Source organism: Streptomyces sp. NPDC015125 (assembly GCF_043080045.1).
GTDB lineage: Bacteria > Actinomycetota > Actinomycetes > Streptomycetales > Streptomycetaceae > Streptomyces.
The window spans coordinates 840,602-866,205 of sequence record NZ_JBIBVF010000001.1; the positions used below are offsets into that span (position 1 = coordinate 840,602).

25 protein-coding genes are annotated in these 25,604 nt (G+C 71.2%); 12 read left to right on the plus strand and 13 right to left on the minus strand.

Annotation, left to right across the window (positions count from 1 at the left end; all coding sequences use genetic code 11):
* The first annotated feature begins 89 nt into the window (after window positions 1-89).
* The gene (locus ACF088_RS03645; RefSeq protein ID WP_392373714.1) at window positions 90-722 is read left to right on the plus strand and encodes a TetR/AcrR family transcriptional regulator; all 633 of its coding nucleotides are present in this window, start codon (window positions 90-92) and stop codon (window positions 720-722) included.
* On the opposite strand, the gene ACF088_RS03650 is transcribed toward ACF088_RS03645, so the two are convergent.
* The 4 genes from ACF088_RS03650 to ACF088_RS03665 all read right to left on the minus strand — a co-directional run bounded on the left by ACF088_RS03650 (window position 712) and on the right by ACF088_RS03665 (window position 6,058).
* Window positions 712-1,221, minus strand: coding sequence for a MerR family transcriptional regulator (locus tag ACF088_RS03650; protein WP_392373715.1), 510 nt, complete (start codon window positions 1,219-1,221; stop codon window positions 712-714). The two genes, ACF088_RS03645 and ACF088_RS03650, sit on opposite strands and share 11 nt — an antisense overlap.
* Window positions 1,222-1,243: 22 nt before the next feature.
* Window positions 1,244-2,605 carry an amidase gene (locus ACF088_RS03655; protein ID WP_392373716.1) on the minus strand — a complete coding sequence of 454 codons (1,362 nt, stop codon included), beginning with the start codon at window positions 2,603-2,605 and terminating at the stop codon, window positions 1,244-1,246.
* A 98-nt stretch (window positions 2,606-2,703) separates the two neighbouring features.
* Window positions 2,704-3,711, minus strand: coding sequence for a zinc-binding dehydrogenase (locus tag ACF088_RS03660; protein ID WP_392373717.1), 1,008 nt, complete (start codon window positions 3,709-3,711; stop codon window positions 2,704-2,706).
* Window positions 3,712-4,015: 304 nt separating this feature from the next.
* Window positions 4,016-6,058 carry a thioredoxin domain-containing protein gene (locus tag ACF088_RS03665; RefSeq protein WP_392373718.1) on the minus strand — a complete coding sequence of 681 codons (2,043 nt, stop codon included), beginning with the start codon at window positions 6,056-6,058 and terminating at the stop codon, window positions 4,016-4,018.
* A 146-nt stretch (window positions 6,059-6,204) separates the two neighbouring features.
* On the opposite strand from ACF088_RS03665, the gene ACF088_RS03670 reads away from it, so the two are divergent.
* Window positions 6,205-9,483, plus strand: a complete 3,279-nt coding sequence (locus ACF088_RS03670; protein WP_392373989.1) for a tetratricopeptide repeat protein — start codon at window positions 6,205-6,207, stop codon at window positions 9,481-9,483.
* 338 nt (window positions 9,484-9,821) lie between these two features.
* Here ACF088_RS03670 and ACF088_RS03675 read toward each other — a convergent pair whose 3' ends face one another.
* Window positions 9,822-10,073 (minus strand): hypothetical protein, encoded by a 252-nt coding sequence (locus tag ACF088_RS03675; RefSeq protein ID WP_392373719.1) that lies wholly within the window; start codon window positions 10,071-10,073, stop codon window positions 9,822-9,824.
* A gap of 4 nt (window positions 10,074-10,077) precedes the next feature.
* Window positions 10,078-10,950 (minus strand): mycothiol conjugate amidase Mca, encoded by an 873-nt coding sequence (gene mca, locus ACF088_RS03680; RefSeq protein WP_392373720.1) that lies wholly within the window; start codon window positions 10,948-10,950, stop codon window positions 10,078-10,080.
* 131 nt (window positions 10,951-11,081) lie between these two features.
* Here mca and ACF088_RS03685 point away from each other — a divergent pair, with 131 nt between their 5' ends.
* Both ACF088_RS03685 and greA read left to right on the plus strand, forming a co-directional pair.
* On the plus strand, window positions 11,082-11,492 hold the full coding sequence (locus tag ACF088_RS03685; RefSeq protein WP_392373721.1) for a DUF4307 domain-containing protein: 411 nt from the start codon (window positions 11,082-11,084) through the stop codon (window positions 11,490-11,492).
* Between the two features lie 367 nt (window positions 11,493-11,859).
* Complete coding sequence (gene greA, locus ACF088_RS03690; protein WP_159470667.1) at window positions 11,860-12,357, plus strand: transcription elongation factor GreA; 498 nt, start codon at window positions 11,860-11,862, stop codon at window positions 12,355-12,357.
* A gap of 153 nt (window positions 12,358-12,510) precedes the next feature.
* Here greA and ACF088_RS03695 read toward each other — a convergent pair whose 3' ends face one another.
* The 3 genes from ACF088_RS03695 to ilvA form a co-directional block, all read right to left on the minus strand.
* Window positions 12,511-13,389 carry an ABC transporter permease gene (locus tag ACF088_RS03695; protein ID WP_392373722.1) on the minus strand — a complete coding sequence of 293 codons (879 nt, stop codon included), beginning with the start codon at window positions 13,387-13,389 and terminating at the stop codon, window positions 12,511-12,513.
* Entirely contained in the window at window positions 13,386-14,519 is a 1,134-nt protein-coding gene (locus ACF088_RS03700; protein ID WP_392373723.1) for an ATP-binding cassette domain-containing protein, read from the minus strand. Before ACF088_RS03700 ends, ACF088_RS03695 begins: the two co-directional genes overlap by 4 nt.
* 432 nt (window positions 14,520-14,951) lie before the next feature.
* Complete coding sequence (ilvA, locus tag ACF088_RS03705; RefSeq protein WP_392373990.1) at window positions 14,952-16,148, minus strand: threonine ammonia-lyase; 1,197 nt, start codon at window positions 16,146-16,148, stop codon at window positions 14,952-14,954.
* A 291-nt stretch (window positions 16,149-16,439) separates the two neighbouring features.
* Between ilvA and ACF088_RS03710 the strand changes: the two genes are divergently transcribed.
* The 3 genes from ACF088_RS03710 to ACF088_RS03720 all read left to right on the plus strand — a co-directional run bounded on the left by ACF088_RS03710 (window position 16,440) and on the right by ACF088_RS03720 (window position 17,874).
* Window positions 16,440-16,940, plus strand: coding sequence for a MarR family winged helix-turn-helix transcriptional regulator (locus ACF088_RS03710; RefSeq protein WP_392373724.1), 501 nt, complete (start codon window positions 16,440-16,442; stop codon window positions 16,938-16,940).
* 218 nt (window positions 16,941-17,158) lie between these two features.
* Entirely contained in the window at window positions 17,159-17,623 is a 465-nt protein-coding gene (locus ACF088_RS03715) for a sigma factor-like helix-turn-helix DNA-binding protein (RefSeq protein ID WP_392373725.1), read from the plus strand.
* Complete coding sequence (locus ACF088_RS03720) at window positions 17,620-17,874, plus strand: hypothetical protein (RefSeq protein ID WP_392373726.1); 255 nt, start codon at window positions 17,620-17,622, stop codon at window positions 17,872-17,874. The genes ACF088_RS03715 and ACF088_RS03720 overlap by 4 nt, the downstream gene beginning before the upstream one ends.
* 27 nt (window positions 17,875-17,901) lie before the next feature.
* Here the strand turns inward: ACF088_RS03720 and ACF088_RS03725 are convergent, their stop codons facing one another.
* The gene (locus ACF088_RS03725; RefSeq protein WP_392373727.1) at window positions 17,902-19,062 is read right to left on the minus strand and encodes a cystathionine gamma-synthase; all 1,161 of its coding nucleotides are present in this window, start codon (window positions 19,060-19,062) and stop codon (window positions 17,902-17,904) included.
* 310 nt (window positions 19,063-19,372) lie between these two features.
* Between ACF088_RS03725 and ACF088_RS03730 the strand changes: the two genes are divergently transcribed.
* Together ACF088_RS03730 and ACF088_RS03735 are read left to right on the plus strand one after the other, a co-directional pair.
* Window positions 19,373-20,533: a hypothetical protein gene (locus ACF088_RS03730; RefSeq protein ID WP_392373728.1), complete on the plus strand. Its 1,161-nt coding sequence runs from the start codon at window positions 19,373-19,375 to the stop codon at window positions 20,531-20,533.
* 108 nt (window positions 20,534-20,641) lie between these two features.
* On the plus strand, window positions 20,642-21,496 hold the full coding sequence (locus tag ACF088_RS03735) for a YwqG family protein (RefSeq protein ID WP_392373729.1): 855 nt from the start codon (window positions 20,642-20,644) through the stop codon (window positions 21,494-21,496).
* Here ACF088_RS03735 and ACF088_RS03740 read toward each other — a convergent pair.
* A complete protein-coding gene (locus tag ACF088_RS03740; protein ID WP_392373730.1) occupies window positions 21,477-21,806 on the minus strand; it encodes a hypothetical protein in 330 nt (109 codons plus the stop codon). The two genes, ACF088_RS03735 and ACF088_RS03740, sit on opposite strands and share 20 nt — an antisense overlap.
* Before the next feature lie 571 nt (window positions 21,807-22,377).
* Between ACF088_RS03740 and msrA the strand changes: the two genes are divergently transcribed.
* On the plus strand, window positions 22,378-23,052 hold the full coding sequence (gene msrA, locus ACF088_RS03745) for a peptide-methionine (S)-S-oxide reductase MsrA (RefSeq protein WP_392373731.1): 675 nt from the start codon (window positions 22,378-22,380) through the stop codon (window positions 23,050-23,052).
* A 9-nt stretch (window positions 23,053-23,061) separates the two neighbouring features.
* Here the strand turns inward: msrA and ACF088_RS03750 are convergent, their stop codons facing one another.
* A complete protein-coding gene (locus tag ACF088_RS03750; protein ID WP_392373991.1) occupies window positions 23,062-23,532 on the minus strand; it encodes an NUDIX domain-containing protein in 471 nt (156 codons plus the stop codon).
* Window positions 23,533-23,535: 3 nt separating this feature from the next.
* Window positions 23,536-24,279, minus strand: coding sequence for an XRE family transcriptional regulator (locus ACF088_RS03755; RefSeq protein ID WP_392373732.1), 744 nt, complete (start codon window positions 24,277-24,279; stop codon window positions 23,536-23,538).
* 119 nt (window positions 24,280-24,398) lie between these two features.
* Here ACF088_RS03755 and ACF088_RS03760 point away from each other — a divergent pair, with 119 nt between their 5' ends.
* Together ACF088_RS03760 and ACF088_RS03765 are read left to right on the plus strand one after the other, a co-directional pair.
* Window positions 24,399-24,623 carry a hypothetical protein gene (locus tag ACF088_RS03760; RefSeq protein ID WP_392373733.1) on the plus strand — a complete coding sequence of 75 codons (225 nt, stop codon included), beginning with the start codon at window positions 24,399-24,401 and terminating at the stop codon, window positions 24,621-24,623.
* A 499-nt stretch (window positions 24,624-25,122) separates the two neighbouring features.
* Entirely contained in the window at window positions 25,123-25,419 is a 297-nt protein-coding gene (locus ACF088_RS03765; RefSeq protein WP_392373734.1) for a hypothetical protein, read from the plus strand.
* The last annotated feature ends 185 nt before the right edge of the window (window positions 25,420-25,604 follow it).

Here is a 25,604-nt window from a genome sequence, read left to right on the forward strand (position 1 = left end):
GCTTGCCCAGCACTTGCTCAGGCGCTTGCTCAGGCGCTTGCTCAGCTCACGAGCGCGACCGTGGCCTCCGGGACACCTGATGCCCGACAATGCTGCGCATGGCCGTACGCACCTCTGCCACCACACCGACCGGGACGCCGCAGCCCGGGCGGCGGGAGCGGAAGAAGATCCAGACCCGGCAGGCGATCCGGCGGGCCGCCTACCGGCTCTTCGAGGAACAGGGGTACGACGCGACCCCCGTCGACCAGATCGCCGCGGCCGCGGACGTCTCCCCGAGCACGGTCTTCCGCTACTTCCCCGCCAAGGAAGACATCGTGCTCACGGACGAGTACGACGCCGTACTGGAGAACGGGATCCGGGCCCGTCCCGCGGACGAGCCGGTGATCGAGTCGGTGCGGCAGGTCGGCATCGAGGCGCTGCGCGCGATGACCGCCGATGACCGTGGCGAACTCGTCCAGCGCGTCCGGCTGATCCGCGAGGTGCCCGCCGTCCGGGGCCGCACCGCGGAGCACACCGCACGGGACGCCGCGATGCTCACCGCCGTGCTGGCGGAGCGCTCCGGCCGCCCGGCCGACGACCTGGAGCTGCGGGTGATCAGCGCCGTGATCCTGGCCGCGCTCCAAGAGGCGCTGCTGCACTGGGGCGAGAGCGGCCGGACCACCGGTCCCGAGGCCTCGGTCCACCGCGCCATGGACGTACTGGAGCGGGGGCTCACGCTCTGAGGGCCGCGTCCGGAGGCGGCGCGGCATCCAGCCGGAAGAGCGGGCCGCTGTCCGCCCCGGCGCGGACCGCGGCGCCCGGCCCGGCCTGCTTCCCCCGCTCCCCCGGCTCCGGCACCCCGGCCACCGGTTCGCCCAGGCGTGCCGCGAGGCGCGCCCGCAGGTGCGACAGCCGCTCGATACGGGCGTCCAGGTCGGCGAGCCGGCGCCGGGCCACCGCTTCCATGGCCGGACAGTTGCCGGAGTCCGGGGCCCGGGGAATGAGGTCCGGCACGCCGTCGGCCGGCATCGTGTGCAGCAGGTGCGCGAACGCCCGCACATCACCCACCGTCAGCCCCGCGTCCCGCAGTGCGCGCACCGCCTTCAGCCGGCGGATGTCCTCCGCGTCGTACACCCGGTGCCCTGACGGTGTCCTCCGGGCCGTCACCAGCCCCTGCTGCTCGTAGTAGCGCAGCGCCCGCGGCGTCATACCGGCGGCCACCGCAGCGTCCCCGATACGCATCTCCCCTCCCTCTCCGGCGCGTTCAGCCCCCATACGCCGGGTCCGGCCGGCCGCCTTCATGCCGGGGACCCGCGGCGTTCCGTACACGCTCGATCCCCGCCGCCCCGTACAGCAGCTCTTCGTCCGCACCCAAACCGCCGACGAGTTGGAGCCCGAGCGGCAGCCCGTTGGCGGCGTGACCGGCGGGCACGCTGACGGACGGCAGCCCGGCGTTGCTCCAGGGCAGGCACATGATCGAGCTGCCCGTGGTGGTGAGGCCGGCGGGCGCGGGGCCGGTGGCAGACGGGGCGATCCACAGATCGATGCCCGCCGCGGCGCGGTCCGCCGCGAGCCGGGCACGGAAGGCCTTGCGCCGTTCCCGGGCGGCTTCGTAGGCGGCGTCCCCGATGGCGTGTCCCTGCCGGATGGCCGAGGTGGTCTCCGGCCGGTAGCGGTCGCCGAAGCGCGCGAACCAGTCGGCGTGGGCCCGGGCGACCTCGTAGCGGTTCATCGTGAACAGCTGGTCCACGATCTGCTCGAAGTCGTCCATCACCGGCACGTCGTGGACGACGTACCCGGCGGCCCGCAGCAGCTCCCGCTGCTCCGCGAAGGCCCGCAGCGCCTCGTCGTCGGCGCGCTCCAGGTAGGGGCCGGTCGGCACCCCCAGCACCGGGAGCTCCGTCCGGGCCGTACCGTGCGGTGCCCGCCAGCCGTCGACCAGCACCGATGCCGCCAGCGCGACACCGGCCACATCCGTGGCGTAGCACCCCAGGGTGTCAAAGCTCGGGGCGTTGGGGATCACCCCGTCGACCGGTATGCGCCCGTAGCTCGGCTTGAAGCCGACCACTCCGCAGTAGGCGGCGGGCCGGATCATCGAGCCGACGGTCTGCGTCCCGATGGCCAGCGACACCATCCCGGCGGCGACCGCGGCCGCGGAGCCACTGCTCGAACCGCCGGGCGTATGCGCCGGGTTGTGCGGATTGCGGGTCGGCCCCGGGGCGGTCACCGCGAACTCCGCGGTGACCGTCTTGCCCGCGATCAGCGCACCGGCGGCGCACAGCCGGCCGACGACCGTGGCCTGCGGGCCGGCGAGCACCTCGGGCGGCAGCTCCGAGCCCGCGCGGGTGGGCAGTCCGTCGGCATGCACGATGTCCTTGATACCTACGGGAACGCCGTACAGGACCGGCCGGCCGTCGGCCGCACCGGGGCCGGACGCCGCCCTCCGGCGCGCCGCCTCCAGGAGCCGCGTACGCCGCCCGGCCTCGGGCACAAAGGCCCGCACCTGCGGATCGACGCCGTCGATACGGTCACACGAACGGTTCGCCGCGTCGACGGGGTCGTCCGTGCCGGCCCGTAGCGCCGCGGCCTCCTGGACAAGGGATCGCTGCCCGAGCAAGGTCGTCACGCGTGCAGGCTACAACCGGGGACCGACAACGGCGGGGCAACCGCCCCGCCGCACGACGGCCTGCTGCCGCGACCGCGCAACGGCCTGGCGCCGCGACCTCACAACTCCACGATCACCGCGCCCAGATGACGTCCCTCGGTCAGCTCGCGCAGTGCCCGCGGCGCCTGCTCGATCCCCCGCAGCCGGGCGTGCGGGAAGGTGAGGGTGCCATCGCGCAACCCCTCGCCGAACCTCTGGTTCCACTCCGGGATCAGGTCCAGGTGGTCGTACAGGGCGACGCCGCGCAGGGTGATGCTGTGGGAGAGCAGCGAGAGGGTGTCGATCCCGATGGTGGTGGGACTGCCCTCCCCGCCGAGCTGGCGGGAAAGCGCCCCGACGATGGCGATCCGGGCGCCCCGGTTGGCGAGGGCGAGGGCGGCCTGCAGCTGTTCGCCGCCGACGTTGTCGAAGACCGCGTCGATGCCTTCCGGGGCGGCCGTGCGCAGTTGCTCCGCGATGGGGCCCGCACCGCGGATCACCACCGCGTCATAACCGAACTCCTTGATCAGCCGGTCCGCCTTCTCCTGCGATCCCGTGCTGCCGATGATCCGGGCGGCGCCGCGCAGCCGGGCAATCTGGCCCGCCAGGGAGCCCACTCCGCCCGCCGCCCCGGTGACGAAGACGGTGTCGCCGGGGCGTACTTCGGCTCCGCGCACCACGCCCATCCAGGCGGTGGGGCCCTGGGAGAGGCAGGCGGCGGGGTCGGGCAGCAGGCCGGGATCGAGCCGCTGCACCTGGTCGGCGTCCATCACGGCGTATTCCCGCCAGCCGAAGTGGTGTTCCACCAGGTCGCCGGGCTTGAGGCCGGTCCCCGGGGCGGCGACCACCTCGCCGAGGGCGGACCCGTGCAGCGGTTCGCCGATCTTGTAGGAGGGCATCGGCACCACGCTGGTCTCGTCCATCAGCGTGCGCATCACGGCCGCAACACCCATCACGGTGTTGCGGACCAGCACCTGGCCGGGTCCGGGTTCCGGAACCGGCACCTCCACGATCTCGAAGAGATCATCGGTGACGGGCCCCTGCGGGCGGGCGGCCAGGCGGACTTCACGGTGCGTGCGAGGTGTCATGCCCCGAGGCTAGAACCTGACGCGCGCGTCAAGGTCAAACCGGTCGCTGGTCCTAGGACTTCGGGCCGGGCGGGCTCGGGGAAGGCTCCTGCGGAGCGTTCGGGGATGGCTCCCGCGGCGTGCCCGGGGAAGGCCCGCGGCGGGGGCCCAGGAGGGCAGGAGGTGGTGCGGGGCGCTCCGGGGACGGCGGATGTGCCGCGCGTCCCCTATGAGCCGCGCCCTCATCGCCCCTTCTCCGAAGGCCCCGCCCTCATCGCCTCGTCCCCGGGGGGAGCGGCCCCGGGGTGCCGCTACCCCCGGGCCACTACCCCCCGAGCCGTTCCGCCAGCTCCTCCGGATCCGTCGTCGGCCGCTCACAGGTGAAGTGGCGGCAGACGTAGGCGGCCGGTTTGCCGTCGACCAGGGGGCGGTCCTGGAGGAGCGGTACCTCGTCCACCCCGGGTTCGCCGAGTGCGACGGCCGCCCCCGGGGCGGTGCCGAGCAGTGCGGCGCGGTGCAGCGCGGCGGTGGCCGGATCGCCCTGCGGGCCGACGACGGCGACCTCGCGCGGACCGTCCAGCGCGGCCTCGGCGACGGCCAGCCCCCACCCGATGAAGCGCGGGGCCCGGCCGCCGAGCGCGGTGACGATGCCCAGGGCCCGCTCCGCGGCGTTTCGGTGGAGGTCGCTGCCGGTCAGCGCCGCGTACGACAGCAGGGCACCGGCCGCCGCGGTCCACCCGGATGGCGTCGCATTGTCGGTCGGGTCCTGGGGGCGGCGGATCAGGGCCTCGGCGTCGGCCGCGGTGTCGTAGAGCGCGCCGTCCTCGGTGGTGAACTGGAGCAGCACGGTGTCCAGGAAGAAGCCCGCGAACTCCACCCAGACACCCTCCCCGGTGACCGAGGCCAGGGTGAGAAAACCCTCCGCAACATCGGCGTAGTCCTCCAGGACACCGGAGTTGGCGCCGGGCACGCCGTCGCGGGAGGTGCGGTGCAGCCGGGCCTGCCAGTCCATGTGGACGCGTACCAGCAGGTCGGCGGCGTCGGTGGCGGCCTGGATCAGGTCCGGCCGGTCGAAGTAGGCGCCGGTCTCGGCGAGCGCGGCGATGGCCAGGCCGTTCCAGGAGGCGACGACCTTGTCGTCCCGGCCGGGGCGCGGCCGCTCCTCGCGCGCCGCGAGCAGCCGCTGCTTGACCGAGGCCACCCGGTCGGCGTCCACCGGGCCTTGGGCGTCCGGGAGCTGGAGGACCGAGGCGCCCTCCTCGAAGGTGCCTTCCTCGGTGACACCGAAGTGGGCGGCGGCGAACTCCGCGTCCTCCTCGCCCAGTACGGCGCGCAGCTGCTCGGGCGTCCAGACGTAGTAGGCGCCCTCGACATGCCTGCCGGTGCCCGAGCCGTCGTCGCTGTCCGCATCCAGTGCGGAGGCGAAACCGCCCTGGTCGGTGCGGAGTTCACGGACCATGAAGTCGGCGGTCTCGACGGCGATGCGACGCGCCACGTCGGAACCGGTGGACCGCCACAGATGGGCGTAGGTCCGGCACAGCAGGGCGTTGTCGTAGAGCATCTTCTCGAAGTGCGGCACGGTCCAGGTGGCGTCCACCGCATAGCGCGCGAAACCGCCGCCGAGCTGGTCGTAGATGCCACCGCGGGCCATCGCCGCGCAGGTCGCCTGCACCATTTCCAGGGCTCCTTCGGAGCCGGTGCGGGCGTGGTGGCGGAGCAGGAATTCCAGCACCATGGACGACGGGAACTTGGGCGCACCCCCGAACCCGCCGTTCGCCGTGTCGAATTCGCGGGTCAGGCCCATCAGGGCGCTGTGCAGCTCCTCGGGGCGCGGGGGCCGCCGGTCCGCGGGCAGCGACTCGGTCAGGGACCGGCCGGCCAGGTCGGCGACGATCCGGCCGGCGACCTCGCCGACCTCACCGCGCCGGTCGGTCCAGGCGCTGCGCACCCCCTCCAGGATCTGCCCGAAGGACGGCATGCCGTGGCGGGGCTCGGGCGGGAAGTACGTACCGAAGTAGAAGGGCTCGGCGTCGGGCGTGAGGAAGACGGTCATCGGCCAGCCGCCCTGGCCGGTGGCGGCCTGCACGGCCTCCATGTAGACGGCGTCGACGTCCGGGCGCTCCTCGCGGTCCACCTTGACGGCCACGAAATGCTCGTTGAGCAGGGCCGCGGTGGCCGGGTCCTCGAAACTCTCGTGCGCCATCACATGGCACCAGTGGCACGAGCTGTAGCCGACGCTGAGCAGTACCGGCACACCGCGCCGCCGCGCTTCCTCGAACGCGTCGGCCGACCACGGCCACCAGTCGACCGGGTTGTCGGCGTGCTGGAGCAGATAGGGGGAAGTCTCATGAGCCAGGCGGTTCGGCATGGGGCCATCCTCTCCCAATGAGGCACGGGGAGCCGGGAGCGGAGGGAGTTATCCACAGGCCTGCCGGAATTCACGCGGACGCGGAACACTGTGCGTACGGCGACGATCAGCGCTGGACACTGCTGGAACTGCTGGAGGGGGATGGCATGCCGGGCTCACTGGCTGTGCTGCGCGACGGCCACCGGGCGGAAGCCGAAGCGTTGTTGACCAGGGCAGTAGAGGAAGAGGTACGGCGCTCGGGCGGACGGCTCGACGGGGACACGCTGCTCGGCCGGGCGCGGGCGTCGCTGGAGGATCTGGCCGGCAGCGCGGCCGAGGAGTACACCGCGTATGTCCGGGCGCTGGACGAGGCCGCCGCCGGCCGGCCGTCGCTGTCCCGGCGGCTGGCGCGCAAGGAGCTGGCCACCCCCGCGGTGGCGACGGCCGTGGCGGCGGTGGCGGCGTTCGGCACGGACCTCGCGTACGGCACCGGCGCGGGGCCGGCGCTGGGCGTGGGGGCCGCCGTGGTGGTGGCGGGCGCGGCCGCCACGGTCCTGAAGCTGACCGCGGGCCACTGGCCGGCGGCGCACCGGGAGGCCGGGATGCGCGGCCGGCCCGGCGGTGCGCAGCAGCTGCGACTGCAGTGGCTGACGGCGCTGGAGGTACGCGGCATCCGCCCGTACCTGGACCAGCAGCGGATGCTGACGGCGGCCGCCCGCAGCGGTACGACCTCCAAGTCCGTCGCCTCGAAGAGCGGCCGCGGGCCGCAGCTGCGCGGCGCGGACCGCAGCGCCGCGGCCCGACAGCGGTCCCTGCTGGAGCACTCCTTCGCCCAACTTCCGCACCCGGACACCCCGTTCGCCGGACGAAGGGCGGAGCTGACACAGATCGCACAGTGGGTGCACGCGGCCCGCGCGAGCACCGAGACCAAGCCGACGGTGGTGATACTCCACGGCGAGCCGGGCTCGGGGCGCACGGCGTTGGCGGTGCGGGCCACGCATCAGCTGCGCGATCAGTTCCGCGGCGCCTGTGTGGTGGACCTGCACAGCGATACCCCTGGTGAGGTGCCGCTGCCGACCCGGGACGCGCTGCTGCATCTGCTCAACCGGCTGGGCGCACCCCGCGAGCAACTGCTGTTCCGCGAGCGTCCGTCCCAGGAGCAGCACGTCAAGCGGCTCACCGATCTCTACCACCAGCATCTGACGGGCCTTCCGGTGACGGTGCTGCTGGACGACGCCGCGGATCCCGAGCAGGTGCGCACCCTGGTGCCGGAGCGGTCCGACAGCCTGGTGCTGGTCACCTCCCGTGCGCCAATGGAACTGCCCGACGACATCGATGCCTGGGTGCACCACCTGCCGGTGGGAGCGCTGGACGCCGCGGGCACCGAGGAGCTGCTGCGCACCTCCACCGCGGCCGGCGAAGCGGACCGGGACGAGACGGTCCCCTACGACGCACAGGCCATCGACGAGATCTCCGAACTGTGCGCGGGCCTCCCCCTGGCGCTGCGGGTGGCGGGCTCCTCACTGGGCTCGCGCACCGCCACCGCCCTGGCCACGGACCTGGCGGCCTACGGCCCGGTGTCCCCCGTGGAGCGTGCGCTGTGGCTGCGCTACGCCGACCAGTCGGAGACCGCCCGGCGGCTGCTGCGCCGGCTGGCGCTGGTGGGCCGGGCGAGCCTGGGGGCGGCTGCCTCGGCGGCGCTGCTCGGCGTCGAGCAGGCGGAGGCGGAGCGGGAACTGACGACGCTGGCCAGGGCCGGGCTGATCGAGCATGTGCGGGGCCGGCGCTACCGCCTGCACGCCCTGGTGCACCGCTTCGCGCACGACCGGCTGATGGACGAAGAGGAGCCGGGCGAACGCGGCACGGCCCAGGAACGGCTGATCCGCGGCTATGCGGAGCTGGCCGACTCGGTCATCCGGCTGGTCGACGGCCGGACGTCCACCCGCGCCGACCGCTTCGGGTCGCACGGCTTCACCTCCCTGGACGCGGCCCTGCAGTGGCTGGACGACGAAACCAGCTTCATCACCGCCGCGCTGCGCCACGCCGACCAGGGCGTGGACCAGGCGGCGGTCTCGCATCTGCTGGGCGCCCTGGCCGACTACTGCCTGCTGCGCGGGGACCTCTACCGTCTCGGCGAGCTGAGCGAGCTGACCCGGGCCGTCGGGCAGGGGCTGCTGGTCCGCTCGGTGCAGTGGCGTACGGGTGTGGCGGCCCGGCAGCTCGGCGAGCTGGACAAGGCGCGGACCACGCTGTCGTCGGTGGTCGATCTGTACTTCGAGGCGCAGCATCCGGCCGGCGCCGCCCGTGCGCTGCGCGATCTGGGCATCACGCTTCAGCAGCAGGGCAATCTCGTGGAGGCCGCGGTCAAGCTCCGTGAGGCGCTGGAGCTGCAGTCCGGTGCGGATATGCACGGCGACCGGGCCTGGACGCTGCACGCCCTGGCGGCGGTGGAGCGGGACCGTGCGCAGCTCGCCGAGGCCCTCGCCATGCTGCGGGAGGCACTGGAGCTGCACGAGGAGAGCGAGAGCATCCACGGCCAGGCATGGGCCCACTTCCAGCTCGGACAGGTGCATCTGCGCTGGGGCGATGTACCGGCGGCGGAGAGTGCGCTGCATGCGGCGATGGGGCTCTACGGCCGTACGCACGACGAGCGCGGCGAGGCCTGGGCGATGACGCAGCTGGCGCGCGCCCGGCTGGTGGACGGCGAGCCGGGCCCCGCGGTGGACCAGCTCCGGCAGGCACTGCCGCTGCACCACCAGCACGAGGACGCGCGTGGCGAGGCCTGGACGATGTACTACCTGGGCCAGGCGCTGGAGGAGCACGGCGAGCACGACGCGGCGCTGCGGCAGCTGGAGCGGTCGCGGACGATGTTCAGCCGGATGCAGGACGGCTACGGCCTGGCCTGCGCCCGGCACCACTCCGGGCGGGTCACCCGCGATCTGCGGGCGGAGCAGACCGGCTCGCTGCGCAACAGCGGCTTCGCCCGGCAGCTGCTGCAGGACGCCCGTAAGGACTTCCAGCGGATAGGGGTGCCGCACGGGGAGGCGTGGTCCTGCCTGGAGCTGCTGATCATCGACGCCGGCAACGGCCGGGCCGCGCAGGCGCTGGAGCTTGCCGACGAGGCGGCGGGGCTGTTCGCCGGCTACGGCGACCGGCGCGGCGAGGACTGGGCACGGTTCCTGCGCTGCACGCTGCTGCCGCTCGCCTCACCTGGCGGCTGTGTGGTGGGCACGGCCGTCGCCCAGGAGGAGCTGGCGCAGCTGATCCACGAGAAGCATGCGGCCCGCGATTCCAAGCTGGAGGACTGCGCGGAGGCGTTCGCGCTGCTGCTGGACCGCGGGGTGGAGCCGGAGACGGGGTGGCAGGCATGGCGGCTCGGCATGGTGCCCAACCGCCATGCGCGCGAGGTCATGGGGGTGCCGGTCGCACCGACCGCCGCGGAGTGAGGCCCCCACGGCAGGTACGGCCGGGCCCACCGGCAGCGGAGCCCGCTGGCAGCGGAGCCCCACGGCAGCAAGACCCGCCGGCAGCGGCGCCGCGCGGAGCGCGACACGGAGGCTGCAGGCGGCGCGTGCCGGGCTCACCGCCCCGCCCGTGCTCCGGCGTCGCTCCGGTGGCGGATCGGTGGCGGATCGGTGGCGGATCGGGCCCGGCTCGCCGGCCGCTCGGGCCGACGAGCCGCCGGGCCGGTCGGCCGGCCGTGTCCATCGGCCGACCGTCGACCGCCACCCGGTCTTCACGGACCGGCCGGCCCGCCATCGGCCGGCCCGCCATCGGCCGGTCCTCAGCTGGTCTTCGGCTTGGGTGCCGGCGCGGCGGCGGAAGCGGTGGCGCCCGCCTCACCGGCCTCCGGCTGCTCCTCGAAGTCCACCTTCTTCATCTGCTTGTTCATGGACTTCATCAGCAGCCACACGGCGCCGCCGATGACCGCGAAGACGATGAAGCCGAGGACGCCGGGGGTCACCTTGTCCTTGTCGAAGCTGTCGGCAAGGGTGACGAAGTGCGTCAGGGCGAGGGTGCTGTTCGCGCTCATCATGGACTCAATTGTTGCGGATGCCCGCGAAGAGGTCGTCCTCGGGGAGGGAAGTGTCCACGAGCGACTTCGCGAGCTCGTACTCCTCCGTCGGCCAGACCTCGCGCTGGATGTCCATCGGCACCCGGAACCAACCACCGTCGGGGTCGATCTGGGTGGCGTGGGCGATCAGCGCCTTGTCACGGATCTCGAAGTAGTCGGCGCAAGGAACATATGTGGTCAGTGTGCGCTCGCGCTGCTCGAACTGCTTCCAGCGCTCCAGCCACTCGCCGTAGGGCGAATCCATGCCGCGCTCCAGCAGCGCCTCGTGCAGCGCGATGGTGCGCGGCCTGTTGAAGCCCTGGTTGTAGTAGAGCTTCTGGGGCTGCCAGGGCTCACCGGCCTCGGGGAACTTCTCCGGGTCGCCGGCCGCCTCGAAGGCCACCATCGTGATCTTGTGGGTCATGATGTGGTCCGGGTGCGGATAGCCGCCGTTCTCGTCGTAGGTCGTGATGACCTGCGGCTTGAACTCCCGGATCAGCTTGACCAGCCGCCCGGCCGCCTCGTCGACATCCTGCAGCGCGAAGCAGTCGTCGGGCAGCGGCGGCAGCGGGTCGCCCTCGGGCAGCCCGGAGTCGACAAAGCCGAGCCACTCCTGCTTGACGCCCAGGATCTCCCGAGCCTCGTCCATTTCCTTCTTCCGTACTTCGTGGATGTGCTCCTCGATGTACGGGTCTCCCTGGAGTTTGGGGTTGAGGATGGAACCTCGCTCACCGCCTGTGCAGGTGGCGACCAGCACGTCCACCCCCTCGGACACGTACTTGGCCATCGTGGCCGCACCCTTGCTCGACTCGTCGTCGGGGTGGGCGTGGACCGCCATCAATCGCAGCTGCTCAGTCAAGACTCGATCCTCAGTAAAGGGCCGGAGAAGATGCCTCCTATAGTGACCGAAGCGAGGGGGCGCTGTATTCCCTGGGGCGGGGACCCCCCGGGGGTTCGTGGCTCAGGTCCCCCCGACCAGGAGGATGGATCATGACCGCGGTGCGCGAAGGGCTCCCCGACGGACGCTACGGCCGCTCCGCGGACGAGCGTGCGGACCGTAAGCTCAAGATCATTGGTGCGGTGCTCGGTGCCGCCCTGCTGGGTGTGATCGGCTGGTCCGGCATCTCGTACATCTCGGGGCAGGACCTCAGCGCTCGCGTGATCACCTGGGACGCGGTCTCCGATCACGCCGTCAAGGTCCATCTCGAGGTCGTCAAGGGCACGGACGACAAGGGCGTGTGCACGCTCCGCTCACAGGCCGAGGACGGCTCCGAGGTCGGCCGCAAGGATGTCACCGTCGACCAGCGCTCGGCCCAGGTGGACACCGAGGTCACGGTGCGGACGACGAAGCGGGCCACCAATGCCGTGCTCGTCGGCTGCACGGCCTCGGGCAACGGCTGACCTCCCCGCGGCCTGCCGACCTCCCCGCTGCCTCTGGGCAACGGCTGGCCTGCACGGCCTGGGGCACGGCTGACCTGCACGGCAGGCACCGTGAGCGCCCGTGACCGGCGCCGGTGACCGGCCCCGGTCGCCCCACCCGGCCCACACCGCCCCCGCCCCCGCCAACCACCCACCGCACCCCGCCCACCCCCAGGGCGTGTCGCCACCGCCTCTGATCAGCGATGATGCGTTCCTGTGCGGCCGCTGTGAATTTCCTCTTCCCCGTTTTGTGCCGGAATTGTTAGGCTCGTGGTTTCGCCCACCTGTGAAGGCGCAAACCTTCCTGGTAGGGCGTTTGATTTATCCCCAGTACCGACGAGGAGCACCTGTGACCCAGACCAGCGAAAACGTCACCTGGCTTACCCAGGAGGCGTATGACCAGCTCAAGGCAGAGCTGGAGCACCTGTCTGGTCCCGCACGCGCCGAGATCACCGAGAAGATCGCGGCGGCCCGCGAGGAAGGTGACCTGAAGGAGAACGCCGGGTACCACGCGGCCAAGGAAGAGCAGGGCAAGCAGGAACTGCGTGTCCGCCAGCTCACCCAGCTGCTGCAGACCGCCAAGGTCGGCGAAGCGCCTGCCGCCACCGGCGTCGTCGCTCCCGGCATGGTCGTCACCATCGCGTTCGACGGGGACCCGGACGACACGCTGTCGTTCCTCCTGGCCTCCCGGGAGTACGCGAGCTCGGACATCGAGACCTACTCCCCCCAGTCGCCACTGGGCACCGGCGTGAACGGCAAGAAGGTCGGCGCCGAGGCGGAGTACGAGCTCCCCAACGGCAAGAAGGCGACCGTGAAGATCCTCGACGCGAAGCCGTACACCGGCTGACTCCCGAGACACCCCGCGGACGGTGAAGCGGCCCGGAGCACGATGCTCCGGGCCGCTTCGCCATGTCCGCTTCACCATGTCCGCTTCACCACGTCCACGGCACCACGTCCACGGCACCACGTCCACGGCACCAGGCCGCTCAAGCAATGACCCTCAGGCCGTGGCCGACCGGTATTTGCGGACGGCCAGGGTCCGGAAGACCGCGATGATCAGGACGGACCAGATCACCGAGGCCAGCACCGGGTGGTCCATCGGCCAGGCCCCGGTCACCGATGTGGGCACCTTGTCGATGGTGTTGCCGAACAGCTGCCGGGCGGCGGCCACCGTCGCGCTGAACGGGTTCCACTCCGCGACGTGCTGCAGGAACGCCGGCATGCCGTTGACCGGAACGAACGCATTCGAGATGAAGGTCAGCGGGAAGAGCCAGATCAGCCCGCCCGAGGTGGCCGCCTCGGGCGTCCGCACCGTCAGCCCGATGAGCGCGCCGATCCAGGAGAAGGCGTAGCCGAGCAGGAGCAGCAGCGCAAAGCCGGCCAGTACCTTGGCGAGGTTCTCGTGGGTGCGCCAGCCGATCAGCAGCGCGACGACCGCGAGCACCACCAGCGTCAGCGCGGTCTGCACGAGGTCGGCGAGGGTACGGCCGGTGAGCACCGCACCGCGGGACATCGGCAGCGACCGGAACCGGTCGATCAGGCCCTTGTGCATGTCATCGGCGATCCCCGCGCCGGCACCCGCCGTGGCAAAGGTGACGGTCTGCGCAAAGATCCCGGCCATCAGGAACTCGTGGTAGGCCTGGGCGTCGCCCACCGGGGCGCCCGGGACGTTGATGGAACCGCCGAAGACGTACGTGAACAGCACCACGAACATGATCGGCTGAATGAGGCCGAAGATCACTACTTCGGGGATCCGGATCATCCGGATCAGATTGCGCTTGGCGACGACCAGGGAGTCGCGTACCGACCGGCTGAAGCCGCCGCGCGACTGCGGGGTACGGATACGGGCGTCGCCGGCCGCTTGGGTCACCGTGCTCACTTCACGCCCTCCTTGTCGGTCGACACGCCCGCGTCCGCATCGGCCGCCCGGGCCGCCGCCCCTGCCTCGTCCGGACCGGCCGCCCCGGCATCCTCGCCGCCCTTGTCGCCCCTATCACCCTTGTCGTCCTTGTCGCCCTTCTTCTGCCGCCCCACGGCTCCCTTGCCGCCCGCGCCGTTCTCCTCCGCCGCCTCCGCGGCGTGCCCGGTCAGCGAGATGAACACATCGTCGAGGGTCGGACGGCGCAGCCCGATGTCGTCGATCTCCACCCCGCGCAAGTCCAGTTCGCGGATGACCTCGGCGAGCAGCCTGGCACCGCCCGCCACGGGGATGGTGAGCTTGCGGGTGTGCGGTTCGACCGTGCCCTCGCCCGTGCCGAAGCCGCGCAGGACCTCGTCGGCGACGGTGAGGTGCTCGGGGGCGTGCACCACGACCTCGACGCGTTCGCCGCCGGTACGCGCCTTGAGCTGGTCGGAGGTGCCGCGCGCGATGACCTTGCCGTGGTCGACGACGCAGATGTCGTGGGCGAGGCGGTCGGCCTCCTCCAGATACTGCGTGGTGAGCAGCAGGGTCGTGCCGCCCGCGACCAGTTCCTGGATGACGTCCCACAGCGCTTGGCGGTTACGGGGGTCCAGGCCGGTGGTCGGCTCGTCCATGAACATCACGGGCGGGCTGACGACCAGCGCGGCAGCCAGGTCGAGCCGGCGGCGCATACCGCCGGAGTAGGTTTTGGCGGTGCGGTCGGCGGCGTCGCCGAGATGGAAGCGTTCCAGCAGTTCGGCGGCCCGGCGCTTGGCGTCACGTCCGCTCATCTGGTAGAGCTGGCCGACCATTATCAGGTTCTCTCGGCCGGTCAAGTACTCGTCCACGGCGGCGAATTGACCGGACAGGCCTATCGAGCGCCGCACCTCGTCGGGCTGCGCGAGGACATCGATCCCGGCGACCACCGCCTTGCCGCGGTCGGGCCGGAGCAGGGTCGTCAGGACACGTACGGCAGTGGTCTTGCCGGCACCGTTGGGGCCGAGCATTCCGAGGACGGTTCCTTCGGGAACGTCGAGGTCGACGCCGTCCAGTGCCCGCACGTCGCCGAACGTCTTCACCAGACCTTCGGCGTAAATGGCGCCTGGCATATGGGGACTCCCATGACTTAGGTCAGTTCCAGGTCGAATATTACGATTAGAGGACTATGCCCGCTCTGCGGCATTCGTCCGCAACGGAACGCCACGACTGCCCGGCGCCCCGCAACCGCGACGCTACATCCGAACGCGATACATCGCGATACAAATTTCGATTTTCCGCGCACGAATGGAAGGGGAACAGGCGTTCGTCGACGCGTGTGGGGGCGCCACGCTATACCCACGGCACCCCTGCGCCCTATCCCCTTGCGGCAATCCCTTTTGCGGTATCCCGGCACCCTGTGCGGCATCTGCGTGCTCCGCCGCACCGGGAGCCATTGCTGCCGCCGCGCGCCGCGTCTTCCGCAGCGCGAGCCCGGGCCGCCACTGCGCGCCGCGTACCCCGCAAAAACGCGACCTCACCACGCAGCAGCTGCCGCGCCCTGCTCACTCCGCGATGACGTACCCCGCCTCGTGCAGCGCCGCCCGCACCTCGTCGCAGTGCGCCGGCCCCTGCGTCTCCAGATGCAGCTCCACCTCGACCTCGGTCAGCCCGAGCCGGGGATCCGTCCGCACATGGCCGACGTCGAGCACATTCGCATCGGCCTGCGACAGCACCCCGAGCAGCGTCGCCAGCGCCCCCGGCCGGTCCGTCAGCCGCAGTCGCAGCGAGAGGTAGCGGCCGCCGGCCGCCATACCGTGCCGCAGGATGCGCTGCAGCAGCAGCGGGTCGACATTGCCGCCGGAGAGCACCGCGACCACCGGCCCCTGGAAGGACTCCGGATCGGCGAGCAGCGCCGCCACCGGACTCGCCCCGGCCGGTTCCACCACCAGCTTCGCCCGCTCCAGGCAGAGCAGCAGCGCACTGGAGAGCTGCCCCTCGGTGACCGTACGGACCTCGTCCACCAGCGTCGCGACCATCCCGAAGGTCACCTCGCCGGGCCGCCCCACCTTGATGCCGTCCGCCATCGTCGAGAGTCCCTCGATCGCCACCGGACGCCCGGCCGCCAGCGACGGCGGATAGCAGGCCGCCCCCGCCGCCTGCACCCCCACCACCTTCACATCGGGCCGCAGTGCCTTGACCGCGAGCGCGACCCCCGCGGCGAGCCCGCCGCCGCCGATCCCGACGACGATGGTCCGTACCTCGGGGCACTGTTCGAGGATCTCCAGGCCGACGGTGCCCTGGCCGGCGATGATGTCGGGGTGGTCGAAGGGGTGGATGAAGACCGCGCCGGTCTCGCGCGCATGGTCCTGGGCGGCGGCCAGCGTCTCGTCCACGACCTGGCCGTGCAGCCGTACCTCGGCGCCGTATTCGCGGGTGGCCGCGACCTTCGGCAACGGGGCGCCGACCGGCATGAACACCGTCGACCGCACGCCCAGCAACGACGCCGCGAGCGCCACGCCCTGTGCGTGGTTACCGGCGCTGGCGGCCACCACACCGGCCGCCCGCTCCTGCGCCGAGAGCCCGGCGATCCGTACATAGGCGCCACGGATCTTGAAGGAGCCGGTGCGCTGGAGGTTCTCGCACTTGAGATGGACCGGCGCGCCGACCAGCCCGGACAGATAGCGGCTGCCCTCCATCGCGGTGGCCCGGGAGACGCCCGAGAGCATCTTGTGCGCCTCGCGGACGTCATCGACCGTCATAGCGGCGACCGGATCCTCGGCAAGGTGCGCGGATGCGGAGGTTCCGTGCGGCGTACGCGGCGTACGCGCCGTGTGGTCAGCCATATCGCCAGTCTTGCAGTTCGCCCCCCGTGGAGCGTTTTCTGCCCGAATGGCGATCAGGCGCGTGGCGGGAACCGCGCGGCGCGGCCCCGTACGGCCGCCGGGGGTTACGGGGCGTTATCGGAATGGACAGCCCAGGGACGCCTCATGCCGGGTCCGCGTACGCTGTCCCCCATCCATACGCACTTCCATCGAAGCGAGCTCCCGGCCATGCCCACCTCTTCGGACATGACGACCCACACCGACCCCGCTCTCCTCGACGCGCTGCAGCACCAAGTGGCCGTCTTCGCCCGCCGCGCAGAACAGAGCCGGCTCGGCGGCGTCGGGCAGGCGCGCAACTCCATGGACCGCGCCGCCTACCTGCTGCTCAACCGCCTCGACCAGGAGGGCCCGATGGGCGTCAAGGCCCTGGCCGCCGGTATGGGCATCGACTCCTCGACGGTCACCCGGCAGGTCGCCCCGCTGGTCGACTCCGGACTGGTCAGCCGTGCCACCCACCCGGAGGACGGCCGGGCCGTGGTGCTCCAGCTCTCCGAGCGCGGCAGCACCCGCCTGGAGGAGGTCCGCACGTCTCGCCGCGCGCTGATGGCGTTGGTGACGGAGCAGTGGACCGAGGAGGAGCGCACGGCGTTCACCACGCTCCTGACGCGCTTCAACGCCTCCCTTTCCGACATCACCGCGTCCTTGACGCCGGTGGGCCCGACGTCCTGACGCGACGGCCCGGCAGACGTCCTGGACCGCTTGCCCGCCTTACCGCGTGCCCGACCGCCTGCCTGCGTGCCTGACCGCGCGCCCGCCCGCCTGACCGCCCGCCCGCGGACTGCCGCACCCGTCGCACCTCTTGACCCGGCGGCCGCACTGCCGTGCCATAGGAGCCCAGGGGGCAGGTGTCCCCCAGGGGGTCGGGCGTCCGTCATCCGGGAGGCGCGGTGCGAGAGCGACGACCGGCGCAGGAGCGCCGCCAAGCCCGGGAGTTCGCGTGGTTCGTGGCGGGCGCGGCGGGCCGCCTCCTGCATACCGCCACCCTGCTGACCGGCGAGCCCGCTTCCCGACCTGCCCCGGCCGCCGAGGAGTTGCTGACCTGCGCCCTCTCGCGGACGTACGCCGTCTGGGAGCGGCTACGCGGCGACGATCCGTACGAGCACACCCGCCGGGAGATGGCCGCCCACTTCGCGCACACCGCCTGGCGGCACCGCCGGCCGCGCGGCGGACTGCTGGACCGGCTGTCCCCGCAGGAGCGCCTGGTCCTCGTCCTGCGGCTGTACGAGGGCGTGGCCGAGGAGCAGACCGCGGCCCAACTCGGGCTGCCCGCCGAGCGGGTGCACGCCCTGTGCCTGCGCGCGATCGCGGAGCTGCGCAGCCGCCGCCCCGGACCGGAACCCTCCCCGGCATGAGCCTCCCCGACCGCAAGGAGACCGAGGTACGGCGGATGCTGGCCGGGCCGCATCCGCTCGTCCCGCCCGATCTCGCCGACCGGGCCGCCGCCCGCGGCCGCCGCCTCCTGGCCCACCGCAGGCTGCTGCGCCGCCTCGGCTGGCTGTGCGCGCTGCTCGCGCTGGCGGCGCTGGTCTGGACGGCCGTGGCCGTGGAGCACGCCTGGCTGCCCCTGCCGGCCCGCACCACCCCTCCCGCGGAGGGGTGGTGAACGGCAGGGCCGCCGGCAACGGGTCCGTCAGCCCAGCGCCTGCGTGAGATCGGCCAGCAGGTCGTCGACCGACTCGATGCCGACCGAGAGGCGCACGAGGTCGTTCGGAACCTCCAGCAGCGACCCGGCCGTCGAGGCGTGCGTCATCAGCCCCGGGTGCTCGATCAGCGACTCGACACCGCCCAGCGACTCACCGAGGGTGAACAGCTTGGCACGGTTGCAGACCTCCACCGCCGCCTGCTCACCGCCCGCGACCTGGAACGACACCATGCCGCCGAAGGACCGCATCTGCTTGGCGGCGACCTCGTGGCCCTGGTGCTCGGCCAGCCCCGGGTAGTAGACGCGGGTCACCTTCGGGTGCGAGGCCAGCAGGTCCGCAATGCGTGCCGCGTTGGCGCTGTGCCGGTCCATGCGGACGGCGAGCGTCTTGATGCCGCGCATCACGAGCCAGGCGTCGAACGGTCCGGCGACCGCGCCCATCGCGTTCTGGTGGTAGGCGAGTTCCTCGCCGAGGGCGTCGTCGTTGACGACCAGGGCGCCGCCGACCACGTCCGAATGCCCGCCCATGTACTTGGTCGTGGAGTAGACCACCACGTCCGCGCCGAGGGCGAGCGGCTGCTGGAGGTAAGGGCTGGCGAAGGTGTTGTCGACGACCAGCTTGACCCCGGCGTCATGGGCGACCCCGGCCAGCGCCGCGATGTCACTGATGCCGAGCAGCGGGTTACTGGGCGTCTCCACCCAGATCGCCTTCGTACGGGGCCGCAGCGCATCGCGTACGGCCTTCGGGTCGGAGGTGTCGGCCACCGACCATTCGACGCCCCACCGCTCGACGACCTTCGAGATGAGGCGGAATGTCCCGCCGTAGGCGTCATTGGGGATGACGACGTGGTCGCCGGGGCTCAGCAGGGTGCGCAGCAGGCAGTCCTCGGCGGCGAGGCCGGAGGCGAAGGCGAGACCGCGGCGGCCGCCGTCGAGAGCCGCGAGGTTCTCCTCCAGGGCGGTACGGGTCGGATTGGCGCTGCGGCTGTACTCGTAGCCGCCGCGGAGGCCGCCCACCCCGTCCTGCTTGTACGTGGATACCTGGTAGATGGGCGGTACCACCGCGCCGGTGGCCTCGTCGGGCTCCTGACCTGCGTGGATGGCAACGGTTTCAAAATGCTGGTGGCGTGGTTCGCGCTGATCGCTCATGCCAACCGAGGGTAGTCGGCCACGCGACCGAACTTTTCGGAACTTTCCGGTTGCCTGGATAGTGAATACATACGAAAGGACCGCACGCCGGTCCCCACCGCACCACCCCACCACTCCCGGCACCCCCGGTACCCCGAACCGCCCGTCACCACTCCACCACTCCCGGCACCCCCACCACCCCCACCACCCCCACCACTCTCACCGCTCCCGGCACACCTTCGCCCCGCACCGTTACCGTTACACCGGTAGCCGTTACCGCTGCGGCTACGGCTACCGCTACCGGTAGCCGTACAGGTACAGGACACCCCACATGGACGCTCTCCTCGTTCTCTTCGCCGCGCTCGCGCTCGGCGGTTTCGTCTTCCTGCCCTGGATGCGGCGCCGGCGGGCCGTCCAGCACACCCGGCAGGGTTTGGTGGTGGCCTCCGACCCGATGGCCGGCTACGGCTTCGTGCCGCTGGACGAGCTCGACGTCCGGCTTCCCGGCCCCGACCAGGAGCTGGCCGATGCGCTGGAGGAGATGCGCCGGACACACGACTGGCGCCCGGCCGCCGCGCTGCTGAAGTCCACCGGCGACGGCTGGGAGCGGCGCTGGCAGCGGGTGCAGACGCTGGCCGGCGCCGCCGCGTTCGAGCTGGCCGCGGAGGAGGCGACGGAGCAGCAGCGGCGCGGTACGGCCCCGGGGTACGGCGACAGCGGGCGGACCGGCGGGATCTGGCTGCGCACCTGGCGGTCGGAGGCTCCCAAGGACCCCGGCGGTGCCCAGACGCACGCCCAGTTCCTGGTCGTCCAGGCCCTGCGCAACCCGGGCTCGCAGGACTTCCGCATGATCCTCGAAGAGGCCCGTACGGTCTGCCGGGAGGCGGCCCTGCTGGCGCCCGGCAGCCCGATCCCGTACATCACCGAGCTGGCCGTCGCCCGCGGCCTGGGCGACCGCCCCGCCGACTACGAAGAGCTGTGGACGAAGGTCGCCCAGCGCGCCCCGCGGCACATGGGCGCACATCTCGCCGCGCTCCCCTACTGGTCCGAGAAATGGCACGGCTCCCGCAAGGAGGCCGAAGCCTTCGCCGAGCGCGCGGCGTCCGCCGCCCCCGCCAAGACCCTCCTCCCGGCCCTCCCCCTCTTCGCGGTCTACGAGCACCTCCCCGAGGCCAACATGGTCCGCAGCCTCTACCGGAGCGCGGTCGTCGAGCGCGCGATCGAGGGCGCCCACTTCGCCCTCCGCGAGGCCCCCGCCGACCACCCCATGGCACCGCACGTCCGCCACCTGCTGGTCTGGTTCCTGGTCCGCGCCGAGCGCTACGCCGAGGCCATGGAACAGCTCCGCCTGGTCGACGGCCATGTGGGCGCCGTCCCGTGGTCGTACGGCCGCAGCCCCGCCGCCGAGTACGCCGCCTACCGAGCCCTGGCCATCGCAGGCTGGGAACAGCTGGGCGGCAACGCGGCGGGCTCTCCGCCGGCGGGGCAGTAGGGCGGCCACGCGGGTCGCGCGGAGGGCGGGCCGCGCGGACGGCGGGCCGCGCGGACGGCGGGCCACACCGTCTCTGAACTGTCAGTGGCCCCGTGCACCATCGACCACATGACACAGAGCACCGTTGACCCGCTGCACGCCCTCGCCCACACGCACCTGCCCGCCGAGATCGCCGAGCGGTGGATCGGCCTGCTGCGGCCGGGCCTGCGCCTGGAGAAGGCCACGGACTCCGGGACCGCCCCGATCGTCGGCCGACTCGGCGGCCTCCCGGAGCTGCCCGAGGGCGCGGAATGGCCCGTCTGGGAGGGCCACGGCCCGCTCGCCTTCATCGCTTCGCTCGACTGCGCCCAGCTCCCCTCGGTCGCCCTCGACATCGCCATACCGACGGACGGCACGCTGGCCTTCTTCTACTTCGACGGTCAGCTCGACGACGGCAGCGCCTTGGTCGCGCCCCATGAACCGGACACCTGGGCAGGCGCACGCGTGCTGTACATACCGGCGGACGCCCCCACCGCCGCACGCACCACGCCGGAAGGAATCCGGCCCTACCCCGAGGTGCCGTTGACGGCACGCGCGGAGACGACCGCCCCGTACACCTGGCACCCCTTGGTGCACTGGGAGTTCGCAGCGCTGCCGGACGACCACCCGCTGTGGGGCGAAGACTTCCAGGAGGCCCTGTACGACCACTCCGGGGGCACCGAACACCGCCTCGGCGGCCACGCGAACCCCGTACAGGACGCGGTGGAGTCCGAGGTCGCCCACGGCGCCCTGGGCAACCCGCCGTGGAGCGACCCCCGCATCGAGAAGGAGGCGCTTCGCTGGGTCCTGCTCGCCCAGATCGACACGGACCACGACGCCGACATGATGTGGGGCGACTGCGGCGCCCTCTACTGGCTCATACGCCCCGAGGACCTGGCCGAACGCCGCTTCGACCGCGCGATGTTCACCTGGCAGTGCGGCTGACGGAACGGTTGACGAGCGACCGGCCGACCGACCGACCGGCCGTCCGACCGCTGAGGTTGCCGGTCATCTTCAGGCCCCACCTGACGTTCTCCGGGTGGTTGACGCTGACGCCCGCGACGACGACCAATCCGTACTTGTCCTTGAGCAGGGCCTCTGGCTCGTCGGAACCACGGGACGGGATCGGGCGGTTGGTGAGCTCCACCTTCATGCCCACGATCGGGATGATCGATTCGACGGTCTTGATGGCGGTACCCCTGTCAGGGTCGCCCGGTCCCATGTAGGAGGAGACGCCCCCTTCGGGGTCCAGCACCACCCAGAGGCCGCCAATCCACGCGACCCATAGGGCATCCCGGCACTCATGCCGTCAGCCTCCATCGAGCCGAGCCCCACGCCGTCGCGGCCAGAGCTGTGCTCAGAGACGGGAGACGAAGGCCGGAAGCCGGGGGCCGGGGGCCGGGGGCCGGCAGGCAGCCTCCGCGCCCGGCGGATGGCCCCGATGAGACGCTGCGCCTCGTCTGAGCAGGAGATAAGAAAGCGCTCGTCTTCACTCATCGCTGGAAAGACAGCGGGAAAACCACTAATTGCAAGGCAATAGTCCTGAATCACCCACAAGTGGAAGGAAATGCCTCGTAACTCCCCCGACAAATAAAAAGCATCCCTCCCAGCTCGCCCCCCGAAGGGAACTCCCGCACCCCGAACACGACGCCCCACCGCCACCCCACCGCCACACTGCCCTGCCGCCCCACCGGCCAGCCGCCCTCTGGCCCGGAATACCCCTCGCTCCCCCAGCGTTTTCGCCAACGCACGTTGTCAGCCACCCACAGACCCACGCGAGCCAAGCCGCCAGCCACCGGCCCCGCCCAGCCCAGGAGCCTGACCCCATGCTCTTCTCCCGTTTCAAGACCCACCTCCCCACGCCGGACGAAGCGCTCGAAGGGCGCCCCGAGCGGGCCTTCACCGTCCCCGACCGGCACACCGTCCTCGGCAACCCGCTGCTCGGCCCGTACCCGGCCGGCCTGGAGATCGCCGACTTCGGCCTGGGCTGCTTCTGGGGCGCCGAGCGGAAGTTCTGGCAGACCGAGGGCGTCTGGACCACCCTCGTCGGCTACCAGGGCGGCCATACCCCGAACCCCACCTACGAAGAGGTCTGCAGCGGCCACACCGGCCACACCGAGGCGGTCCGCGTCGTCTTCGACCCCAAGATCGTCTCGTACGGCACCCTGCTGAAGCTCTTCTGGGAGTCCCACAACCCCACCCAGGGCTTCCGCCAGGGCAACGACGTCGGCACCCAGTACCGCTCCGCCATCTACACCCACTCCCCCGCCCAGCAGCAGGCCGCCGAAGCCTCCCGCGACGCTTACCGCAGCGTCCTCCAAAACTCCGGTTACGCCGACATCACCACCGAAATCCTCCCCGCCGAAGGCTCCCGGCCGTTCTATCCGGCAGAGGGGTACCACCAGCAGTACCTTTCAAGCAGCAAAAACCCGAACGGGTACTGCGGGATCGGGGGGACAGGGGTGAGCTGCCCGGTGGGTGTGGCTCCGGCCGGGGAATAACTCGGGTCATCACCCCAGGTAGGGGCGCTCCCGATGCTCCAGGAAGTGCCGGATACGACGCTGCTGCGTGTGGTGCATCGCGAGATCGCCAATCTCGTCAGGGTGGATGAACCGCAGCTCCGTGGACTCGTCCGAGATGGCAAGCTGCCCCCCGACGAGGCGCGCGGTGAAGCACACGTTGAACTGCCGCCGCACCTCCCCGTCCGTGTAGGCGATCACGTGACGGGGATCGGTGTACGTCCCCACCAGTCCCGTGATCTCCACATCAAGCCCGGTCTCCTCCTTGACCTCCCGGACCGCGGTACCGGGAAGAGAGTCGGTCATCTCCATGCCGCCGCCGGGCAGGGCCCAGAGGTCGTTGTCCCTGCGCCGCTGGAGCAGGATGCGGCCCTCGTCGTCGGTCACCACTGCTGAAGCGGCAACGACCAGACTGTTGGGCTCGGGGGCGTCGGCATCGTCGTAATACTCGGTACGCGACAGGGTTCACTCCTCGGGTACAGGCTTCGCCGTCCTCCAGACCGCGTCGAAGCTCTGGGCATAGGTGTCGAAGATTCCACCATCCCCGTTCCGACGCAGGTGCCACACGGGTGCTCTGTAGGCGTTCACTCCCCAGACATGGGCATTGGCCAGGAGCTGATCGTCCGCCCGGTAGATGGAGTTGTACAGCGTGGTCTCGTGGGTCCGGATCTCGATTCCGGGTACCCCGAGCAGCGGCCGGTAGTGCATGAGGGCTAGCCGGCATCGCGATTCGATGCCGTGGCCGAACCGTTCCTCCTCGCCGCGCTGCCGCACATTCGCGCTCTCCGCATCGCCCAATGCGATACGTACGGAGCACCCTTCGGCAGCGCGCTCGCGAAGAAGGTCATTCAGGCGGGGAAACCCCTCGTGCAGGAAGACCGCCGCGTAGACGAGTACGTCGATGCTCTCGCGGGCCTCCGCCAGCATGTCCGTGAACGTGGACACGGGAACGTCCGCCCTCTGGTCGTACAACGCGACCAGCTCGGAGCTGACAGCGCGGGCAGAGCGTGCTTGCCTGAGCGCCGGCCAAAGTGCATGCACGTCTTCTCCTAACGTCTCAGCCGCCAGCAGGGCCGTCGCTCGTCGAGGCGTCCGCCCCAGGTTGACCCATCGCTCTACGGACTTGGGGTCCACCTGAGCCCTCGCTGCGAGGGTGGCATGGGTCCACCCTCCGGCTGCCATGGCGGCTCGAAGCCTCTCGTTCGGCATCCGCAGTCTCTCCCTGGAAGTTGGGACGTTGCTAGGGACGTTCTACCTCCTCTGGGACGTCCCAAAATGGGTTTTGGGCGAGGTTCCCACGTCCTGGGCACCGCCGTGATCCTCCTTGCATGAGCGACAAGAAAGCCCCTGCGGTGGGCACTTTGACGCTGGACACCAGGAGCGGCCGGGTCGGCCGGGTTATGGACTTTGAGGGGCGGCAGGTACAACTGCGGCCGCCCCAAGGCGGGATCGAATGGGACGCACGGCCCGAGGATCTACGCCTGCTCGGCTCCTGTGACGACCTGAGTGCACGGGTGGCAGAGCTCAACGCTCACAGCAGGAGTGGGCTGTGACCCGGTCAGTCTTTCGCTATCTCAGATGGACCCTGGGGCCCGAGACCGCTCCGGAGGCCCCCGAGATGGTGCACGAGTTGGAGTGCATATCCTGCGACGCCGCAGCAGACCCCTCGGAAGAATTCGAGACGGCACGCGACTGGGCCTTCTCTCATACCGGCCAGCACCCCTCGCACCGCGGGTACCGCGAGACCGTCACCCGATTCTGGCGCATGACGCCAACGGACGGTGAGTGCCTGTGAGACAGCGACTATTCAGCGTGCTGATCGTGGCCTTCTGGGCGGCGATAGTCGTGCCGCTCGTTGTCGTCAGCACCTGACACCGGCTGATCCAAGACATGTGAGACCGGACCACCCCTCGCCTGGACAGCATCCGGGGTGGTCCGGTCCGGAGCCCTCGCGGACCCCAGTGCCGATGGTACTGGGGCCGCTGTCATGCCTGTTGACCGGCGGATGGACATCCCCAGGCAATCAACTACTGCTCCTGGGAGTGAAGTTCTGTGCAGCACGATCCGAAGGACCCGAACTTCGACGACGAGGCTCTGGAACCGGACGGCTGGGTGTGGGTACGCGGCGTGGACTACGTGGCCGGCTGGCGGAGCGCGGCGGACGCTGCGACGGAACTGACGGGCGCGATGGATGGGGTGGGCATCGACACGGCCAAGGTCATGTCGCCGGCATCGACAGCAAGTGATGGTTCGGGAGTCCTCCGGCTGTCGCTTCCTGTGGAGGCCGCGCTAGCCCTGGCCAACGCAGCGCGAGAAGAAGCGCTCAGGTGGCGCAAGGCTGGTGCTTAAGATTCGCGAAGCTGCCGATGCGGCTGTGCGCCGCCTTCACGATCACTGCTTTGTAAGCCTGGCGCTGAACACACTGTGGTCCTCCCAGGTCAGCAGGGCCACAGCTCTGCTTTCCCTGCCGCAGGCACCCGCACCTCCTCTGGCTCTAACTGACCGTGGCTGACTGCAGCATCTGGCACGTAACT

Bases quoted from the DNA above. Each gene is read 5' to 3' on its own strand.
- ACF088_RS03725 (WP_392373727.1), bottom strand. From the start codon at position 19,062: ATGAGCGATCAGCGCGAACCACGCCACCAGCATTTTGAAACCGTTGCC.
- ACF088_RS03700 (WP_392373723.1), bottom strand. From the start codon at position 14,519: ATGCCAGGCGCCATTTACGCCGAAGGTCTGGTGAAGACGTTCGGCGAC.
- ACF088_RS03730 (WP_392373728.1), top strand. From the start codon at position 19,373: ATGGACGCTCTCCTCGTTCTCTTCGCCGCGCTCGCGCTCGGCGGTTTC.
- ACF088_RS03645 (WP_392373714.1), top strand. From the start codon at position 90: ATGCTGCGCATGGCCGTACGCACCTCTGCCACCACACCGACCGGGACG.
- ACF088_RS03720 (WP_392373726.1), top strand. From the start codon at position 17,620: ATGAGCCTCCCCGACCGCAAGGAGACCGAGGTACGGCGGATGCTGGCC.
- ACF088_RS03735 (WP_392373729.1), top strand. From the start codon at position 20,642: ATGACACAGAGCACCGTTGACCCGCTGCACGCCCTCGCCCACACGCAC.
- ACF088_RS03685 (WP_392373721.1), top strand. From the start codon at position 11,082: ATGACCGCGGTGCGCGAAGGGCTCCCCGACGGACGCTACGGCCGCTCC.
- ilvA (WP_392373990.1), bottom strand. From the start codon at position 16,148: ATGACGGTCGATGACGTCCGCGAGGCGCACAAGATGCTCTCGGGCGTC.
- ACF088_RS03670 (WP_392373989.1), top strand. From the start codon at position 6,205: ATGCCGGGCTCACTGGCTGTGCTGCGCGACGGCCACCGGGCGGAAGCC.
- ACF088_RS03650 (WP_392373715.1), bottom strand. From the start codon at position 1,221: ATGCGTATCGGGGACGCTGCGGTGGCCGCCGGTATGACGCCGCGGGCG.
- ACF088_RS03710 (WP_392373724.1), top strand. From the start codon at position 16,440: ATGCCCACCTCTTCGGACATGACGACCCACACCGACCCCGCTCTCCTC.
- ACF088_RS03660 (WP_392373717.1), bottom strand. From the start codon at position 3,711: ATGACACCTCGCACGCACCGTGAAGTCCGCCTGGCCGCCCGCCCGCAG.
- msrA (WP_392373731.1), top strand. From the start codon at position 22,378: ATGCTCTTCTCCCGTTTCAAGACCCACCTCCCCACGCCGGACGAAGCG.
- ACF088_RS03675 (WP_392373719.1), bottom strand. From the start codon at position 10,073: ATGATGAGCGCGAACAGCACCCTCGCCCTGACGCACTTCGTCACCCTT.
- ACF088_RS03755 (WP_392373732.1), bottom strand. From the start codon at position 24,279: ATGCCGAACGAGAGGCTTCGAGCCGCCATGGCAGCCGGAGGGTGGACC.
- ACF088_RS03665 (WP_392373718.1), bottom strand. From the start codon at position 6,058: ATGCCGAACCGCCTGGCTCATGAGACTTCCCCCTATCTGCTCCAGCAC.
- ACF088_RS03760 (WP_392373733.1), top strand. From the start codon at position 24,399: ATGAGCGACAAGAAAGCCCCTGCGGTGGGCACTTTGACGCTGGACACC.